The 18,479-nt window shown below is 44.8% G+C and carries 17 protein-coding genes; 6 read left to right on the forward strand and 11 right to left on the reverse strand.

Annotated elements, in window-relative coordinates:
- Positions 1-2: 2 nt before the first annotated feature.
- Genes phnM through phnF form a run of 8 tightly spaced genes read right to left on the reverse strand, consistent with a single transcriptional unit; the run spans position 3 to position 6,605 of the window.
- Positions 3-1,136 (reverse strand): alpha-D-ribose 1-methylphosphonate 5-triphosphate diphosphatase, encoded by a 1,134-nt coding sequence (gene phnM, locus HOP38_RS25480; RefSeq protein WP_096443562.1) that lies wholly within the window; start codon positions 1,134-1,136, stop codon positions 3-5.
- Between the two features lie 14 nt (positions 1,137-1,150).
- Positions 1,151-1,906 carry a phosphonate C-P lyase system protein PhnL gene (phnL, locus tag HOP38_RS25485; RefSeq protein ID WP_096443564.1) on the reverse strand — a complete coding sequence of 252 codons (756 nt, stop codon included), beginning with the start codon at positions 1,904-1,906 and terminating at the stop codon, positions 1,151-1,153.
- A gap of 24 nt (positions 1,907-1,930) precedes the next feature.
- Positions 1,931-2,773, reverse strand: coding sequence for a phosphonate C-P lyase system protein PhnK (gene phnK, locus HOP38_RS25490; RefSeq protein WP_198559305.1), 843 nt, complete (start codon positions 2,771-2,773; stop codon positions 1,931-1,933).
- Positions 2,770-3,669, reverse strand: a complete 900-nt coding sequence (locus tag HOP38_RS25495; RefSeq protein WP_006069757.1) for an alpha-D-ribose 1-methylphosphonate 5-phosphate C-P-lyase PhnJ — start codon at positions 3,667-3,669, stop codon at positions 2,770-2,772. The genes phnK and HOP38_RS25495 overlap by 4 nt, the downstream gene beginning before the upstream one ends.
- The gene (locus HOP38_RS25500; RefSeq protein WP_171389360.1) at positions 3,666-4,775 is read right to left on the reverse strand and encodes a carbon-phosphorus lyase complex subunit; all 1,110 of its coding nucleotides are present in this window, start codon (positions 4,773-4,775) and stop codon (positions 3,666-3,668) included. Before HOP38_RS25500 ends, HOP38_RS25495 begins: the two co-directional genes overlap by 4 nt.
- Complete coding sequence (phnH, locus tag HOP38_RS25505) at positions 4,766-5,407, reverse strand: phosphonate C-P lyase system protein PhnH (protein WP_062456434.1); 642 nt, start codon at positions 5,405-5,407, stop codon at positions 4,766-4,768. The genes HOP38_RS25500 and phnH overlap by 10 nt, the downstream gene beginning before the upstream one ends.
- Before the next feature lie 55 nt (positions 5,408-5,462).
- A complete protein-coding gene (gene phnG / locus HOP38_RS25510; RefSeq protein ID WP_062456436.1) occupies positions 5,463-5,909 on the reverse strand; it encodes a phosphonate C-P lyase system protein PhnG in 447 nt (148 codons plus the stop codon).
- Positions 5,910-6,605: a phosphonate metabolism transcriptional regulator PhnF gene (gene phnF / locus HOP38_RS25515; RefSeq protein WP_124941595.1), complete on the reverse strand. Its 696-nt coding sequence runs from the start codon at positions 6,603-6,605 to the stop codon at positions 5,910-5,912.
- 368 nt (positions 6,606-6,973) lie between these two features.
- Between phnF and HOP38_RS25520 the strand changes: the two genes are divergently transcribed.
- On the forward strand, positions 6,974-7,897 hold the full coding sequence (locus tag HOP38_RS25520) for a polyprenyl-phosphate transporter (RefSeq protein ID WP_171389357.1): 924 nt from the start codon (positions 6,974-6,976) through the stop codon (positions 7,895-7,897).
- Positions 7,898-7,975: 78 nt separating this feature from the next.
- On the opposite strand, the gene tnpA is transcribed toward HOP38_RS25520, so the two are convergent.
- The 3 genes from tnpA to HOP38_RS25535 form a co-directional block, all read right to left on the reverse strand.
- Entirely contained in the window at positions 7,976-8,422 is a 447-nt protein-coding gene (gene tnpA, locus HOP38_RS25525) for an IS200/IS605 family transposase (protein ID WP_042473647.1), read from the reverse strand.
- Positions 8,423-8,602: 180 nt separating this feature from the next.
- The gene (locus HOP38_RS25530; protein ID WP_198559306.1) at positions 8,603-9,688 is read right to left on the reverse strand and encodes a porin; all 1,086 of its coding nucleotides are present in this window, start codon (positions 9,686-9,688) and stop codon (positions 8,603-8,605) included.
- A 3-nt stretch (positions 9,689-9,691) separates the two neighbouring features.
- Positions 9,692-10,180: a hypothetical protein gene (locus HOP38_RS25535; RefSeq protein ID WP_006069750.1), complete on the reverse strand. Its 489-nt coding sequence runs from the start codon at positions 10,178-10,180 to the stop codon at positions 9,692-9,694.
- Between the two features lie 92 nt (positions 10,181-10,272).
- Between HOP38_RS25535 and HOP38_RS25540 the strand changes: the two genes are divergently transcribed.
- The 5 genes from HOP38_RS25540 to HOP38_RS25560 all read left to right on the forward strand — a co-directional run bounded on the left by HOP38_RS25540 (position 10,273) and on the right by HOP38_RS25560 (position 18,459).
- Positions 10,273-13,023 (forward strand): hybrid sensor histidine kinase/response regulator, encoded by a 2,751-nt coding sequence (locus HOP38_RS25540; RefSeq protein WP_198559307.1) that lies wholly within the window; start codon positions 10,273-10,275, stop codon positions 13,021-13,023.
- Between the two features lie 78 nt (positions 13,024-13,101).
- Positions 13,102-13,806: a DUF445 domain-containing protein gene (locus HOP38_RS25545; protein ID WP_006069748.1), complete on the forward strand. Its 705-nt coding sequence runs from the start codon at positions 13,102-13,104 to the stop codon at positions 13,804-13,806.
- A 203-nt stretch (positions 13,807-14,009) separates the two neighbouring features.
- A complete protein-coding gene (locus HOP38_RS25550) occupies positions 14,010-15,752 on the forward strand; it encodes a methyl-accepting chemotaxis protein (RefSeq protein ID WP_198559308.1) in 1,743 nt (580 codons plus the stop codon).
- A 432-nt stretch (positions 15,753-16,184) separates the two neighbouring features.
- On the forward strand, positions 16,185-17,021 hold the full coding sequence (locus tag HOP38_RS25555; protein ID WP_062456449.1) for an AraC family transcriptional regulator: 837 nt from the start codon (positions 16,185-16,187) through the stop codon (positions 17,019-17,021).
- Between the two features lie 97 nt (positions 17,022-17,118).
- Positions 17,119-18,459, forward strand: coding sequence for an MATE family efflux transporter (locus tag HOP38_RS25560; RefSeq protein WP_198559309.1), 1,341 nt, complete (start codon positions 17,119-17,121; stop codon positions 18,457-18,459).
- Positions 18,460-18,479: the final 20 nt, after the last annotated feature.

Raw genomic sequence — 18,479 nt, forward strand, 5'->3', positions numbered from 1 at the left:
GGCTAAAACACCTTTTTACCTTGTCGCCAAACACGAGCGACCAAAGGATGCCCATCCACTTGTTTTGCCAATACGAGGTCGGCACGCTTCCCTTCTGCAATAACACCGCGATCATTTAGGCTCAGTGCTTGCGCTGGGTTCTTGGTTACCAGTTGAACAGCTTGCGGCAGCGTTAACGTGTTGCGCTCATCCCACGATAACTTGTAGATACCTTCTAACAGGCTCATTGGGTAATAGTCTGACGATAGAATGTCTAATACACCGTGAGAGGCCAGTTCGTGAGCAGCGACATTGCCTGAATGAGACCCTCCGCGAACCACATTGGGTGCGCCCATCAACACTTTCAGTCCAAGCTCATGAGAGCGTTTCGCCGCTTCCACTGTCGTAGGGAACTCTGCAATGACCATTCCTAAGTCTTTTGATTCTTGAACATGCGCCTTTGTCGCATCATCGTGGCTCGCCATTGGGATGTTATGCTCTCGGCACTGACGGCAAATTTCATTGCGGTTTTGTGTCGACCAGCGCTCAGAGAGCTCTACTTGTTTCTTCTCAAACGCCACCATCTCACTGTCCGTTAAGTTGTGCTTGCCTTGATAGTAAGTACGATACTTTTCTACATCCACAAACTGGCGCTGACCCGGTGCATGGTCCATCAACGACACCAACTGGACTTCCGGTAAGTCGACATATTTCTCAAACATGCCGACCGTGCTTTCATGAGGTACTTCGCAGCGAAGGTGCAGTAGGTGCTCAGCACGAGTCAAGTTGCGTTTTTGGCTATCCACGACCGTATTGATGAACAGATCCAAGTTAGTTTGACGTTTCTCATCTCGAAAATCACCCAGCGCCACGGCATCTAGTACCGTGGTAATGCCTGAGCCAATCAATTGAGTATCATGCGCACTCATCGCAGAGAAAGGCGGCCAATCCACTTTTGGTCTCGGAGTAAAGTACTGCTCTAGGTTGTCGGTATGCAGTTCAATAAAGCCCGGCATGAGAAAGTCACCTTCTCCGTCATAGGCACCTGCCACCTGACTTTGTGAATCTGACATACTAACGATTTTGCCGTCACGGAGCTCTAATGAGCCTTTTACTACTTCGTTCTCAAGAACCAAATTTACATTGGTGATAATCATGCTGCTTTCTCCCGTTATGCGCATGCTGAGATGGAGGTTGCCTGAGCACTGCCCTGCTCGGCCTGTCGAGTGGCTTCGTTTTGTTTCTTCACGTCATACAAACGGTCAGCCACCTGATCTCGAGTCGCTTCATCGTGGAAAATTCCCACAATGGCGGCGCCGCGATCTTTCGCTTCTTGAATCAGATTGACCACAACTGCACTGTTGGTGGCATCTAACGACGCCGTAGGCTCATCCAACAGCAAAATGGGATAGTCGACGATAAAGCCTCGGGCGATATTCACCCTTTGCTGCTCACCACCAGAAAACGTGGCTGGCGCTAGATTCCAAAGGTGCTCTGGTACATTAAGACGAGTCAGCAGTGTTTTCGCTTTTTGCTCAGCTTGATGACGACAGCCACCCATTTCTAACATTGGCTGCATCACGACTTCCAAAGCGCTAATACGAGGAATGACACGCAAAAATTGGCTGACCCAACCGATGGTATGTTTGCGAACATTGATGATTTCACGCGGCTGCGCCTTAGCAATATTGACCCAGCGCCCTTGATGCTCGACTTCGATGTTGCCAGTATCTACGAGGTAATTGGCGTATAGTGCCCGTAGCAAAGTGGATTTCCCTGAACCGGAGCGGCCATTAAGCACCACACACTCGCCGCTTGCGACGCTAAAATTAGCGTTGCTCAGGACATCCAAAGTAATGCCATTTTGGTTATGTAGAACAAAGGTTTTGCTTACATCGGAAACGATGATTTTTGTTTCAGTTGTCATGATAGTAATTCCTTTATTCAGCCATCAGTTCTGCAACACGGACGAAACCAGTAATTGGGTGTAAGGGTGCTGCGGATCATCAAGTACTTGGTCCGTCAGCCCAGTTTCTACCACTTCACTGCGACGCATCACCATCAGTCGATGAGCCAGTAAACGCGCCACCGCTAGGTCATGAGTGACAATAACCACAGCCAGTTCCAGTTCTGTGACAAGGCGGCGTAATAGGTCGAGGAGTTTTGCTTGCACCGAGACATCCAATCCACCTGTTGGCTCATCCATAAAAATCAGTTTCGGATGAGTCACCAAGTTGCGAGCAATCTGCAAGCGCTGCTGCATACCGCCGGAAAACGTGGTTGGCATGTCATCAATTCGGTCTTGAGGAATTTCTACATCAGTGAGCCACTTGGTTGATGCCGTTCGAATATCACCATAATGACGCTCGCCTACGGCCATTAAACGCTCACCAATATTACCGCCCGCAGAAACACGGCCGCGCAATCCATCCATCGGATGCTGATGCACAACGCCCCACTCAGTGCGCAGTAATTGACGACGTTGACTTTCTGCCATCAAATAGAGGTCTTCGAGTTGAGTTACCTGATCTTCTCCGCGACCTCGGATGTAAAGTACCTCACCGCTGTCTGGCGTTTGGCGACCCGACAGTGATTTTAGTAAGGTACTTTTACCTGAACCTGACTCGCCCACGATGCCTAGCACTTCGCCGGGGTACAAATCAAACGAGACATTGGTAAAGCCTTTTCCTGGTGCGTAAAGTTTGGTGAGATTACGAACCGACAATAGTGGCTGCTCACTTACATCAAAGGTATTGGTGTCTAATGTTGGCTGTTTCACCGCTAACGTGCTCATGCGTGACTCTCCGTTTCCTTAGTATGGATGGTGTGTTTTTCGACTTGCTGAGAGCAGTAATCAGTGTCCGAACAAACAAACATATGATTGCCTTTGTCATCCATCACCACTTCATCTAGGAAGGTGTCCGTTGCGCCACAAATGGCACACGGCTCATCCCATTGTTGGATTTCAAATGGATGATCTTCAAAATCTAAACTCTTCACTTTTGTGAATGGCGGAATGGCATAGATTCGTTTTTCTCGTCCTGCACCAAACAGCTGAAGCGCCGCCATTTTGTCCATTTTCGGGTTGTCAAACTTAGGGATCGGAGAAGGGTCCATGATATAGCGATCGTTGACGCAAACCGGATACGCGTAAGAGGTAGCAATATGACCAAATCGTGCGATGTCTTCATACAGTTTGACGTGCATGATTCCGTACTCTTCCAGCGCGTGCATTTTTCGCGTTTCCGTCTCTCGCGGTTCAATAAAGCGCAACGGCTCTGGAATCGGAACTTGATACACTAAGATCTGGTCTTTATCGAGAGTGATTTCCGGAATGCGGTGACGCGTTTGAATGATTGAGGCGTCTACCGTTTTCTCGGTAGTTTTCGCGCTTGCTACTGACTTGAAAAACTCTCGAATGGAAACCGCATTCGTCGTATCGTCGGCACCTTGGTCAATCACTTTTAGCGTGTCAGTTTGACCAATGATCGCTGCGGTAATCTGAACACCGCCGGTTCCCCAACCGTACGGCATCGGCATTTCACGACCACCAAATGGCACTTGATAACCAGGAATCGCAACCGCTTTGAGCAGAGCTCGACGAATCATACGTTTGGTTTGTTCATCAAGGTAACCGTAGTTGTAGCCGGTCACACCTTGCGCATGAGTGTTAGTTTGTACTTGGCTCATGACTGGCTCTCCTGTTGGTTCTGTTCACCCTGAGACTGAATGAATTCATCATGCTCTTTGTGCATCTTACGAAGCAGTTCTAACTCTGCTTGGAAATCCACGTAGTGAGGCAGTTTCAGGTGAGAAACGAAGCCTGCAGCTTCCACGTTATCTGAATGCGATAACACGAATTCTTCGTCTTGAGCTGGCCCATCAATGGCTTCATCGTAATCTGCCGCTTGCAGTGAGCGATCCACCAGCGCCATTGACATCGCTTTGCGCTCGGTGGAGCCAAACGTCAAACCATAACCGCGAGTCAGTTTGGCTTTTTCTGTTTTGCTACCAACAAAACCATTCACCATTTGGCACTCGGTTAACTCAACTTCACCGATATCAATAGCAAAGCCAAGCTCCTCTGGCATCAAACTTAAATCGCAGAAACCGATACGAATTTCGCCTGCAAATGGGTGATTTCGTCCATAGCCGCGCTGCGTTGAATAGCCGAGTGCCAGCAAGAATCCTTCATCGCCGCGAACCAAGTTCTGTAATCGCGCACTGCGGTCACACGGATAGTTCACCGGATGCATAGTGATATCTTCTGGGGTTTGTTGGTTATCTTCTTCGGTCGTCATCAAGTCGAGATTTTCAAGAATGCTCATCACTTGAGGGCACACTTCCATCGCTTCAACATCTGAGGTGTCGACTCGCGGTGCTTCACCTTCAGCAATCAAACTAAAGTCCAGCAAACGATGGGTATAGTCATATGTCGGCCCCAATACTTGTCCACCAGGCAGATCTTTGTAGGTAGCAGAGATGCGGCGCTCAATGCGCATTTCACTGGTGTTCACAGCCTGTGAAACCGAAAGGCGCGGCAACGTGGTACGATAAGCACGCAACAAAAAGATAGCTTCTACTAGATCGCCGTTCGCTTGCTTGACAGCCAGTGCGGCCAATTCACGGTCATAAATGCCACCTTCCGTCATCACGCGATCAACGCTGCCAGAGAGCTGCTCACTGATTTGTGCCACCGTCAATTCAGCAAATTCAGGATTACCACGACGCTTTTTAGCCTGCAGCTGATGCGCGTTGTTAATGGCTTTTTCGCCACCTTTTACTGCTACATACATGAGTTCACCTCAACAAGTGTGGTACGTGGTAAGCAGGCAATGCTCTCATCGTTTACCAAGATCAAATCAATACCAAGCGGAAAAGCGAAATGCTCTTGGCGTCCTTGTAAGAAGTGCTGAAATGCCTTAGAGGCCACACCAATATTCAACACCGATTGTGATTCGATTCCCGGTCCAGATAGCGTTAGCGTGAGGCCACCTTTAGATGGACTCGCGTCAGAGCCATTGGTTAAGCTGCCTAGCTCAACAATGACCGTCGTAGACTGATCTGGGTACTCTTCACAGCCAAGGCTAAATGTGGCGTTATTCCAATCGAAGTCAGCCAAATCTTGTTCAGCAATCACAGCAAAACTGGCACTGTTTTGTCGCTCAGTTACGGGACTGCCACAGTGAAAGCGGATATTTTCACGAATAGCAGCGTCTTTTAAGTGTGACTCTGACAGCCATATCGGCGTCGCATTGTCGCTTAAGCTCAACAAGGTTTGTGTCGCTGCTTTATGCATCGCACCAAAACCTTCGCTCATCTCTAGAGTGACTATTTCACCCGGTTCAGACATCGCCTTAAGCAGCAATCTGAAGCACTGCTGGCTGTCGTGAACTGCATCTTTGAATGCAGTAGTAATTGTGGTCATTATCGTTGCCTTACTTGGTTAATTCGTTAAACCAAACTTGTTCATGTTCCTTGAATCAATCTTCACCGCGTACCATGGTGAAAAAGTCCACCTTACTGGTCGCCACTTCTTTTGCTCTGAGTTGCTGCTGTTCTTGCTTCATCGCTGCCAAGGGTTCAATGACCATGCGCATTAATTGTTCATGGTGCGATTGGGTCTGCAGTAGGCCATCAATAACGGCAGCTAGCTCTGCTTGCGCTTTATTGCGACCGCGCAAGTAGCTGTAGCCCATCTCCCCACTGTCCAATTTGACGACTGCTCGAGTGATCGTGGCATCCCCCATATTGAACTCACGACCGCTCCCCCCCATTCGAGCACGTACCTGTGCCAACCCTATCTCTGGTTGACGTACCATTTGATAACTCGCTTCAATCTTGGTTGAGTGCCACAGTTGCTCTAACTCGCTCTGCTGACTTTGTGCCAATGTTGACATCCAGCTTGCTCTTTCACTCACAGCAGTCATTTAATGCTCCATTACTATTTCAGTTGCGTCGGAACGGCTATTGGAGGTCGAAAACTCGGCCACCATGTCGGTCCCCTTGATAACGTTTTTGGTTTTGACTCTTAGAATTGGTGTGCTTGATGTAATTTGCAGCAGTCGGCACTCTTCACCTGTTGGCGTTTTGGCCCCTACTCGGGTCTCTTTGCGCTCCAGGTCTATATCAAGCCCACGTTTAATGAATTCGTGTAATGAACCACTTTGGTAATTCTTCAAAATGCTCCACCACTCTATATTGGCTAGGTAGTGATCAATGATGGTGCGAGGACACTCCTCGGTTTTTCGCAGTGTGCGGATATGGATGATCTTACTGCCCTCTACGACACCAAGATTGGCGGCGATGTCCATAGGAGCGACAAACACTCGATGTTGAATGACTTCGCAGCGTGGCCTTGCCCCTTGCTCAATCAGATTCTTAGTAAAGTGCGCGCCCGAATGCACGTGATACTCACTAGGCTGCCTTATCACCATATTGCCTTTACCTTGATGACGTTGAACCATGCCAGTGTTAACGAGCTCATCAATAGCTCGACGAAGCGTGTGGCGATTGACATCAAAGCGCTGAGCAAGTTGTCCTTCTGGCGGCAGGTAGTCGCCCGGAACATAACGTTCACGAACTTCTTGTTCTAATACCGACGCAATGTCTAAGTAAACTGGCATAGTGATCCCCTAGCGAGTGAGTTATCTAGACATGTGCTCAACTTAAAAACAGCAATCCGCTTGCTGTTCATGTCACATGTGTTTTCTCTGATAACTGTACTTTGACGGGGAAAGATGAAAGTTACGTGTCGCTTTGTTTGCAGAATTGCAACATTCCTAAGGCACTTACAACTTATCTAGACAAGCAGAAGGCATTGAATTAATTGAAGTAAAAGGGAACTTTTCACCCTATTTGGAGGACATATATACATCACGAATTCACAATAACTTGATACGTGATATCACAACTTTAAGGCACTAATTGAATAGTGCATCAAAACAAGCATGCATATATACTCTGCATCAACTTTTTAAACCTAGAAGAAATCATGAAGAACTATCTGACTACATTCTTAAAAGGAATGGCGATGGGTGCAGCAGACGTTGTACCTGGGGTATCGGGAGGTACGATCGCCTTTATTACAGGTATTTACGACACACTTTTGGAAAGCATCCGTCGTATTAACCCAAGTATTTTGGGGATCTGGAAACGTGACGGATTCAAGGCAGCATTCGACCACATCAACGGCTTTTTCTTAATCGCACTGTTTGGTGGCATCCTGACCTCTATCTTATCACTAGCGAAATTCATTTCTTGGGCACTAGAAACTCACCCAGTGCCAGTGTGGTCCTTCTTCTTCGGCCTTATCATGGTCTCCGTGTATCACATGATTAAGCAAGTCGAACAAAAGACACTATCGCGTTTCGTGTTCTTATTACTTGGTGCCGTATTTGCCTACAGCATCACTGTATTGAAACCACTTCAAATGGATCCAACCAGCATCAATATCTTTTTCGCTGGCTGTATCGCAATTTGTGCCATGATTCTTCCAGGTATCTCGGGCAGCTTTATTCTATTGCTACTAGGCATGTACACGCCGGTATTGGGCGCGGTGAAGGGCTTACAAATCGATGTAATGGCGTTATTTGCGATGGGTTGTTTGATTGGTCTATTGTCATTCTCCCATGTTCTATCATGGTTACTAAAACGCTACCGTGATTTCGCATTAGTGTTCCTGACTGGCTTAATGCTAGGTACATTACCAAAACTATGGCCATGGAAAGAAACTATCTCATGGCGCATCAACTCAAAGGGCGAGCAAGTACCTCTTATTCAAGAGAACCTATCACCATTTAACTTTGAGTCTGTAACTGGCCAACCTTCGCAACTGGCTATCGCAATTGTTCTGATGCTGGCCGCAGTAGGTTTAGTGCTTGCACTAGAGAAAATCGCAGAAAGTAGCGACAAGTAACGATTACTTACGCTTGAAGTAAATAATCCACCTGCTGAGCAGGTGGCTTTGAATGGCCCCCTAAAAGGGGGCTAACTTTTAGTTACTCAACCCCAGATGCATCTGACGCTCTTCTTCTTCCTTTCCAACACGATCTTGATGCCTGACATATCTTCGGATTATTTCCTCGTTCATTCCTACCGAATCAACAAAATAACCACGCTGCCAAAACTTATTGCCCCATAACTTCTGCTTTCTTAGATACGGAAATTTGTTGAACAACCTTATCGCTGTCCGTCCTTTTACAAATCCCATATACTTTGAAATACTCAAACTGGGTGGCATTCTCACAACCAAGTGGACGTGATCTACTTGAACGTTCAACTCTACAACCTTGCAGTTTTTCATGTTGCTGTAGATGTAGATACTTCGGTACAGCTCTTTGCCCAAGTTACCCTTGAGTATTTTGAGGCGGTACTTGGGCGTCCAAACTATATGGTACTGGCACCTGTAATATACGTGCGAAGCGGATTCATATCTGCTCATGTTCTTTTTCTCCTTGATTTGCTGGTTACAAACTTGGATATCTTGAACATGAGCGTCCTTCGGGCAAAGCCCTAATGGACGATCACCACCTTCCTAGAAGGTGGTTTAGGATTAGAAAACGACAAAAGGGGCTCACCATTGTGAGCCCCTTTTTTGATATTAGGTAAGCGAACCTACGAACTAGAACACAAAATTAAGCATGACGGTGTACATATTGGCATCGGTGTCTGTACCAGGGTTACTTACAAATGGTCCAGTCTGTCCACCAAAGCTATTAAAAGTTTGCCACTCAGCATTCAATGAGACGTTGTATAACACGTCGTAACGTAACCCTAAGGTCCAACTATCCCCTGTTTTTCCATCATATCGATTATCGCCACCTTCACTATACGTTTGGCCATAAACGACATAAGGCGTGAATTTTTGAATACGATAAGCCGCGCTGCCGTACCAAGAAGAGGCCAAATCATTCTTTTGTCCTTCAGCCGTTAGCTTCAATTGCCCAAAATCATACTCACCCCCTAATGAATAGAGCTTAATATTCTGGTCGGCGAGTAAGATCTCATTATACGGAGGCGGTAACTGAGGTTGCTTTATCGTTTGGTCAAAATTGGAATCGAGGTAGGCAAAGTTCACTCGGAAGTTATCGCCGATAAGCTGAGCATTGACACCCCACATATTCTTCGTCTCAAACTCTAGCGTTAAGCTCGGGTTAAATTCCACTTCATTATTGTCTTTAAAACCTACAAATGGTGTGAGAGACAATTGTAGCTCATCAGTAAGACTATGATTCCAAGTAACACTCAGCCCGTTAAATGCAGTTACCCCTAAGATACTGTTGTACACTTCTTCGTTTGGCCTAGCTGTCGTGTATGCTTGACCAACATAATAATACTCAGATGCTAGAAAGACAGGCAGACGAAGTCGACCCGCACGCCCTTCAAAATCACCGATGGAATAACCAAGATACGCCCACTCCAGTTGAAGTTCGCTCCAGTTATCTTGTGGACGTTTTACCACCTGCACCGAAGCTTTAAATGCGTCATAGAAGTAGTCCAGTTGAATCCCAAATGTTGTGTCGCAATCAAAACAGTTTTCGTCACTGATGCCTCTATTGATAAGTAGTGGCGTTTCATTATCAGACTTAGCCCAGGAGGTAGAGCCAAAACCACTGATTGAGAAGTTGTCGTTAATATCGATAGCTGAAACCGCGGGAAGACTAATGGCCGTAGTAAGAAGTGCGAGTAATGAAGTTTTATTCGTCATTTGCTATTTCTCCTTACTCACGATGTAGAGCACTTTTGCGTCACTAGGCAAAGCGTCCAATGGGGCATAGCCGATTCGGTTGGGTTTTGCTGATAACCAGGTGATAAGCGCATTGACATTGGCATCATCAATTTCTTTGGGCGGTCGGGCTTTGCCAGAAAACGAAAGACTTGCCCAGTAGGCATTCATTTGCGAGACATCTTTCCCTAGCAAGTATTGATAAAACTCAGAACGCTCAGATGAACTTTCAGGCCAATCGGATAGCTCTATCCGTTTCCCTTGCAACGATTTAGTCTTACCTCGATAAAGCATCCTAGCTTTGCTCCGACTTAATTCATCAAAATTGTCATTTAAGGTGAACACCGCATATTCATTCGCAGCAAAAGCTCTACTTTCAAATGATAAAGCTAACATCAAACCCAAGGCTATTATGGCGCTGCCACGAAATAGCCCTATCCGTATGCCTATGTTTGTCAGTAAGTTTTGAGTCATTTTATTACACTCAGGCGAAATCCTTTCCTAAACTAACAAACAGATTAGTTCACCAAAAACGATGTTCAAGATTATTATCAAGGAATAGTGATATGAATTTGCTAAATAAGATGTCTATTAAGAGCAGGATCATACTACTAGCTATTTTACCTTTGACCGTTATCTTAATATTTTCCGCTTGGGAAGCGTTTAGAACTCAAAACAGTCTGCAACAAATGTCTGTTTTATCGAGTGAAGTGACCGCTCTAGGTTATATTTCCGGATATAGCACATCACTCCATAAATCTCGTCTAGAAAAGCTCGAAAACACATTTGGTAGTAATAAAAATGTCATATTTAGCGAGCTAAATGAATGCTTAGACAAAATAGCCAACACCGTGAAGAGTATTTATTCTGCAGACGCACTCTCAATGGCAAATACTACTCTCGAAGAGCTTCGAGACGCTCAGAGTGAATTGCAATCCGTCACGGAAATGGACGAACTGGAAGAATGGAGTTCATGGACTAATGACCTTATCAATCAACTGATCGCGCAATTAGAAAGCACTAAAGTAGATACCGGAACGATTAAACTGGAATCGCATTTAAACGCTTTATTTACCCTCGAATGGATTCGTCTCTGGGCAACAGAAGAGAATTGGTTAATCCACATTGATATTGTCGAAGGACACGCCGAAGAGCATCATGATTCTCATGCAGCTCATGAACAACTCTCAACTTTATTTGAGCGCCAACAGTATCTTATAGAACGCTTCCTTAATATCAGTGCCGATGCATCTCAAGTCAGTTTACTGCTAAAAACGTTTTCCGATGAGTCTTTTGTGGAGAGCATCCTTTTTAGGGACCGTGTACTAGATGAAAGCCAGCCGGAGCTGGCAACGCAAGAGATTACATCTGGTATTGCTGCTCTAGATAAGAGGCTAAAGCTTATTCAGCAAGCGACCGATCAAATCAATGAACAGCTGACCAATGAAATGGCTCAAAGCATCAAAGACTTGGAACAGCGTCTTTGGTTAACCATTGGCCTCACTGTGTCGATTATGGCAGCGCTCTTCATTTTGAGTATAAACATCACTCGTCGAATCATCTTTTTCCTAAACAATACACTAGAAACATTTGAGCGGCTCGAGAATCAAGAGGAATCAGATACTCTAGCCTCAACCGAGGGACAAGATGAGTTCAGTCATTTTGGTAAGAAAATGAACAAGCTCATTCATGAAAGACGGGAAAATGAACACAGAATGCTAGCAGCCAAAGAGGAAGCAGAACGAGCCAACGTGGCGAAAAGCTCTTTCCTTGCCAATATGTCTCATGAGATAAGAACGCCTCTAAACGGCATTATCGGCATGTCTGGCATTCTCTCTGAATCTAATCTCGATCCGATTCAACGCGATTATCTCAACACCATCGACACCTCATCGCAGACCCTACTTATCTTGATCAATGACATCCTAGATATCTCTAAGATTGAGTCAGGTAACCTATTGATTTCTTTGCATAGCTCGAACTTGCGCGAGATCGCTTATGACACGATCGCGATCGTAATGTCAAAAGCGAAGGAAAAAGATCTCCAACTGCAGATCAGTTTCTCACCTCAGATGCCACATATGCTGATCATCGACGATCACCGTTTGCGTCAGATCTTGATGAACTTAATGTCGAATGCAGTGAAATTTACCAACAAAGGTCATGTAAGAATGGAGATCAACGTGACTGAGATCGATGAACAGCGCTGCAGTATTTACTTTGCCATTGTCGATACTGGTATAGGTATCGACAAAGATAAACAAGACTCAATTTTTAAACCATTTACGCAAGAAGACAGTTCTGTGACACGACAATACGGCGGTACGGGCTTGGGACTCGCTATTTCATCGCAATTAGTTGAGTTGATGGGAGGAAATATTGAAATTGACTCAGAAAAAGGTAAAGGAAGCCGATTCTTTTTCACTATCGAATCTAGTATAAATCAAGCCACATCACCGCATATCAATGAATTGGACGGCAGCAATTTTGTTATCATCAGTAATGGACAAACTTATGCAGCACAAGTAAGCCAAGAACTGCATCAGTTTGGTTTAGAAAATCTGTCTATGTGCACTTCTTATGAGGAAGCCTCTCCAAACGATCGCTCTATTATTCTTTATTGTGCAAGCGAAGAGCATGATAGCGAGGCCGACTTGATTGATATTGCTAAACGATCACCTGACAGCCCAATTGTGCTCGTACAGACACAAAACTCTTCTTCCACTCACTACCCACAACTCATTTCTGGTTTAGTCACTTTCCCTCTGCTGGGCGCTCGGTTGATTGATACATTGAAACATGCACCAAGTCAGCATCAATCCTTGCAACAGCCCACTGCAAATACCCTTGAGATTGTGGGTGACGAAGCTGCTAATACAAACTCAGAAAATGCGCCTAAGTCGCTGCTTAACATAGTGAGCAACCCAGACAGCCAATCTATATTGCTGGTCGAAGACAACCTAGTGAATCAGAAGGTCGCGAGCCTGTTATTGAAGAAGTCTGGTTACGAAGTTGATATTGCCAATAATGGACAGGAAGCGTTGAATTTTCTTTGCGATGACTCCAACCACTACCACGTAATATTAATGGACTGCATGATGCCAGTAAAAGATGGCTTTACCGCTTCGCAAGAATTCAGGCTTTACGAGGAACAATACAACAAAGCACGAACGCCAATTATTGCTCTTACTGCCAGTGTGCTTGATGATGATATCCGTCGCTGTACCGAAAGCGGAATGGACGATTACGTATCAAAGCCCTTTAATAAAACCGTCTTGTTAGAAAAAATCAAAACTATTCGTGACAACGCTGACTAATCGTCGACAAAAAGTGGCTTTTTATAGCGACGTTTTTTCAATAGAATCAGCGCAACGTTATTAATCTAGCAAGACATTATGAATAAGAGTCTCATTACTAATTTCATTGCCCTAGCGCTACTCGCTGCGGGCTATCAACTCGACAACACCCTAGTGCTATATGCTGGCCTGTTCGCTTTTTCAGGTGCGGTGACTAACTGGCTCGCGATCCATATGTTGTTCGAGAAAGTGCCGGGACTTTATGGCTCTGGAGTTATACCAGCACGCTTTGAAGATTTTAAATTAGCGATAAAAAACTTAATGATGGAGCAGTTCTTTACCAATGAGAACATCGATCGCTTCCTCAATAAAGAAATGAGCTCAGGTATTCCACTGGATTTAGAACCAATATTAGAAAAGGTCGACTTTAACCCTGCTTTTGATTCGCTGGTTGAAGTGATCGCGAACTCTCAATTTGGTGGTATGTTGGCGATGCTTGGCGGCACCGAAGCATTGGAACCAATGAAACAGCCTTTCGTTGAAAAGATGCAGCAGTCGGTGATTGAAATCAGCCAAAGCGATTCAGTAAAACAAGCTCTAGTTGAACAACTCGAATCACCGAAGATGTTAAACGAAGTAAAAGACAATGTTGAAGCGATTATCGACCAGCGACTCAGTGAATTAACACCAAAACTGGTTAAAGAAATCGTTCAAAAGATGATAAAGGAGCACCTAGGCTGGCTTGTGGTTTGGGGCGGTGTATTTGGTGGGATTATTGGTATTTTGTCCTCACTATTTGTCTAGCACTTGTCGTGTTGACAATTGCTATGCAGGGCCAGCGGTATATTCGCTGGCTTTTTTGTATCTTACTCAATATAAATGGACATCTTTAATCAAAACTAGACATAAATAAACTTAGGTTCATAACTATTACCTATGTCACGTTACCTAAATGATGGAAATATTACTATACACATCAATAACTTCGGTAAATGGACCTACTAATAATGAAGAACCTCTCCTTCAAACTAAAACTCTATTCAATAGTCATAGCAATTATATTTACTACCATTGGCACCAGTTATTTTGCTGCTAATAGCTTTGTGGAATCCTATATTGAGCGCAGTGGTTCTTCTACAACACAAGAAAAGCTTACCCTCTTGAACCAAAGTGTTACCGACAAACTTAACTACAGTTTTCAACAAGCCAAGTCCCTTAATGTCAGCTTTATCGACGTAAAAGATATTGTCGAAAAAACCGAGTTTGATAACATCACTAAAATGTCTTCTGGTTTCGTTTTTGACAAATCCGGCATTGTGGAAGATGAGAATATTGTTGCGGCATTAGAGGCAGAATTAGCCAAAGCCAACGGACAGATCGTTGCAAACGAAATCGTCAAACAGGATGATAAGCTCTTACTGAATATAGTGGTACCCAATGTTCAAAGTAATGAAGTGACATTCTACCAACTCGATCTCAGCTTTATTACTCAACCGCTCGCAGAAACCAGCGGCAACGGTGACTACCTGACACTCAAAGATGGTGCTGGCAATGTCCTCTTCTCCAATACGACTCCGGGTCAACATATCGAGTTTGACTCAACGATTCCTGTATTAAACGATACTTGGACATTGACCGCTTACTTAGATAGTGCTGTTACAGAGGCTAATGCCGCCACAATCAGTACGCAAATAACCCAAGCACTGCTCGTAGCTGCTGTTATCATTATTCCGTTGAGTATGATGATAATCGCCTTCTTACTAAAACCTATCACACTGCTTCAGAACGTGGTGAGAAACCTCGCAACAGGTAAAGGCGACCTTACTCAAAGACTTACGGTCGACTCTAACGATGAGTTTGGTAAAATTTCCCAAGACATCAATACCTTTATCGCTCAATTGCAAACCTTAGTGGGCAATGTTATTCAGTCTTGTAATGAAACCAGTCGTTCAATCCTACATATCGAGCAACAAGCTAAAGAAAATCAGGCTCTGTTCCAATCACACCAAAATGAAATGGACCAGATTGTTACCTCTATTCATGAAATGAGTGCCTCTTCCGATACAGTGGCCAATGATGCGCAACTAGCATCAAATAATACTGAAACGGCTAACCAAGCCAGCTCTGACTCGAAGCTGATTGTCGAAGAAGCTATCTCAAGTTTGCAGGCTCTGGTCGCAGAAGTGGAAAACACCTCACAAGCTGTTGTAGCTATGAGTGCCGATACACAGAAGATTGGTGACACACTTGAAGTAATCGGTGATATCGCAGAGCAAACCAACCTACTTGCACTTAACGCTGCAATCGAAGCTGCACGCGCAGGTGAACAAGGACGCGGATTTGCCGTCGTCGCTGATGAAGTGAGAGCTCTGGCTTCTCGCACTCGACAAAGCACATCTGAAATCAATGAAATGCTATCTAAGCTTCATGCTGGCAACGAAGCCGTTGTCGCCAATATGGACTCCACCAAGCATCGTTGTAAGCTGTATGAAGAACAAACCAGCGGGGTGACTAACTCTCTCGACTCCATGATGACCTTTACTGATGAGATCAATGGTCTCGTTGCTCAAATTGCATCATCAGCGAAGGAGCAAAGTACAGTATCGGAAGAGATCAATAAGAACATGGTGACGATTCAAGATATGGTGCGCACATTGGTCCAAAATGGAGAGCTGGCAACACAAAATGCCAATGACTTAAAAGGCAGAAACCAAGAGCTTCTCACTACCGTTGAACAGTTCAAAGTGTAGCTCCGGCTCCATATATCGTTGCAAGCTCACTTCGGTGAGCTTTTTTAATGCTAGGACAAGTTTACGACAAGAAAAAAGCCAATCGCGAAAACAAGGCGATTGGCTATATAACGTGTGAACAAGAGGTGTTCACTAACAACGTCAGTTGGCTAGGTGACCCTTAAATCAGAGGGTCGAATCATTCTAGATTCATAAACGAGACAAATTCAAGCAACAATTGCCATTTATATCAGCAATTTATGTACTATTGGATTTACATCACAGCTCAACTTATCGCCAACCCAAGTTAATTACCACTTTATAGTTAAAACCGTGTTGCTCTCATCCCAACCTAAGGTAGGTCAATTCCTACTCGTAATCAGTTTGTCACCTCGAATCACTTATCAATCAATGTCATACTAGACACATCTTTCCTTGCCGCCTATGTGAATCATGAAAGACAAAATTAACTTGGTAACATTACCCAAAGGTCATCCTTGTCAGGTCGTCGATTGCCGTATGGAGTCAGAAGAAGTCTTCTTGGAACCACATCGTCACGACTATTTTGAAGTCATTTGGTGTTTGGATGACTCCGGCTCTCAACGTATCGATTTTGTCGATTATCAGAGTGTAAAAGGGCGGTTTTTTACAATCGCCCCAGGGCAAGTTCATGAGTCAAACTCACTAGGTAGTAACGTCAAAATGCTCATTTTCTCGACCGATTTTTTCGAAAATCGCTACCGCCATCAATTGATGTTTGACGCAATATTTTCTGCTCACCAAAATCAGCACCCTTATATCGATACTCAGGGCAGAGGAGCAACGCAACTTGATGCCGTTTTCGATTTGCTGCTGGAAGAGTATCAACGTGAAGACACCGATTGGGATTTGATCGAATCCTTGCTTACCTGTTTCTTGCGCTATCTTGTTCGCTTTTCGGTGGACAAAACCGAAGCAATTACTGTGCGGGATGAACGAATTTCACAGGTGATAACACTTATCGAAACCCACTATCAGAGCGAACGAAACGTGGCGTTTTATGCCGATAAACTTTCCATTACCAGTAAGCGCCTTAATGAGCTAAGTAAAGCACACCTAGGTAAAACCATTACCAAGTTGCTTCATGATAGAGTACTTCTGGAAGCGAACCGTGAACTTATCTTTTCGACGAAAACCGTTAAAGCCATAGCACTGCAACTTGGGTTTGAAGACCCTGCTTATTTTGGCAGATTTTACCGTACGAACATGGGTGAATCTCCGGCTGAATTTCGAAGAAGAACGTCCAAATAGTGCCAGATTAAAGGCAGATAATCCCTTTTTAATGTCAAATTTCGTAACGATAATACCATTATCTCTGTTCATCAATTTATAGGTATTGTCGTTTCCAATGAGCATAAACCTCAAGTCCGATCCAATCCAGAAATCGTTCATTCAGTATCTTCTACCAGCGCTATCAGGCATGGTCATTAAGTCCATTTTCATTATGGGTGACGCTTGGTTTGTGGGGAAAGGTGTCGGCGCTGAAGGTCTTGGTGCTATCTCTTTGACGATTCCTGCCTTTTCCTTGTTCACTGCGATTGCAATGATGATAGGTATCGGTGGTGCAGCGCTCATGTCGATTGAATTTGGAAAGGGCAATCTAAGTGTTGGCCAAACGCTGTTTAGTCAGGCGATGCTTGCCACAGCCATTATCTCGACCATTGCTGTATCAATCGCACTCTTATGGCTAGATGATATTATCCGCTTGATGGGCGCTACTGGATACATGGCACAACTAGCGCATGACTATTTGGGTGTGATGCTCAAGTTCTTTGTTCTTTATGCTCTTGCTTGGGTTATGTCTTGCTTTATACGTAATGATACCAACCCAAAACTCGCTATGTACGCCATGTCAGCAGGCGCAGTCACCAACTTGGTCTTGGACTACTTCTTTGTGCTTCAGTTTGGCTGGGGAATGAAGGGAGCGGCATACGCGACTGCGATTTCTCAAGCGGTCATAGCACTGATTCTTCTCAGCCACTTTTGGCAAGCTAAAGGTCAGCTAAGGCTGACCTTACAAGGGCTTGGTCTGGATAAGGTAGGACAGATCCTAAGGATAGGCACCCCCACTTTCTTTATTGAGATCACCTCTGCGCTGACGATACTCTTATTCAACTACCTACTGCTTAGCCAATTTGGAGAGAGCTACATCATCGCTTACGGCTTAACCGCAAATGTGGGTGTATTTGCGTTATTTGTTATCGTTGGCATTAATCAGGCGTGTCAGCCTATTATCAGTTTTAACCATGGTGCTAACTTGCCAGAACGAGTGAAAGCTACGCTCAAACTTGGGCTTGTTACGTCAATTGGAAGTGGCTTACTATTTCTCGCAGTGATCGGATTGTTCTCAGAGACAGTCGCACGTTTCTACCTTGGCGATAATATCGAGCTCGTTGAACTATCAGCGACTGCGCTACTGTTTTTCTTTTATGCGACACCGCTAATGGGACTAAACCTTGTCGTCGCCAACCTGTTTCAGGCCATTGCAAAACCCAATCAGGCAACCATAATCTCTCTTGCTCGTGGGTTTGTATTTGTTGCACTAGGCGTCATTATCCTGCCAAGCTTGTTCCCTATTAATGGCATTTGGGCGAGTATTCTATTTGCAGAGGCCATGACAGCTATCATCAGTTTGGGACTGTTACTAACTTTTATAAAGTCACAGAAAATGGCAGCGATTCGTACTTAAATAAAGTGGGAGTCGCCACT

This window comes from Vibrio mediterranei, assembly GCF_013364395.1.
Classification (GTDB): Bacteria; Pseudomonadota; Gammaproteobacteria; order Enterobacterales; family Vibrionaceae; genus Vibrio; species Vibrio mediterranei.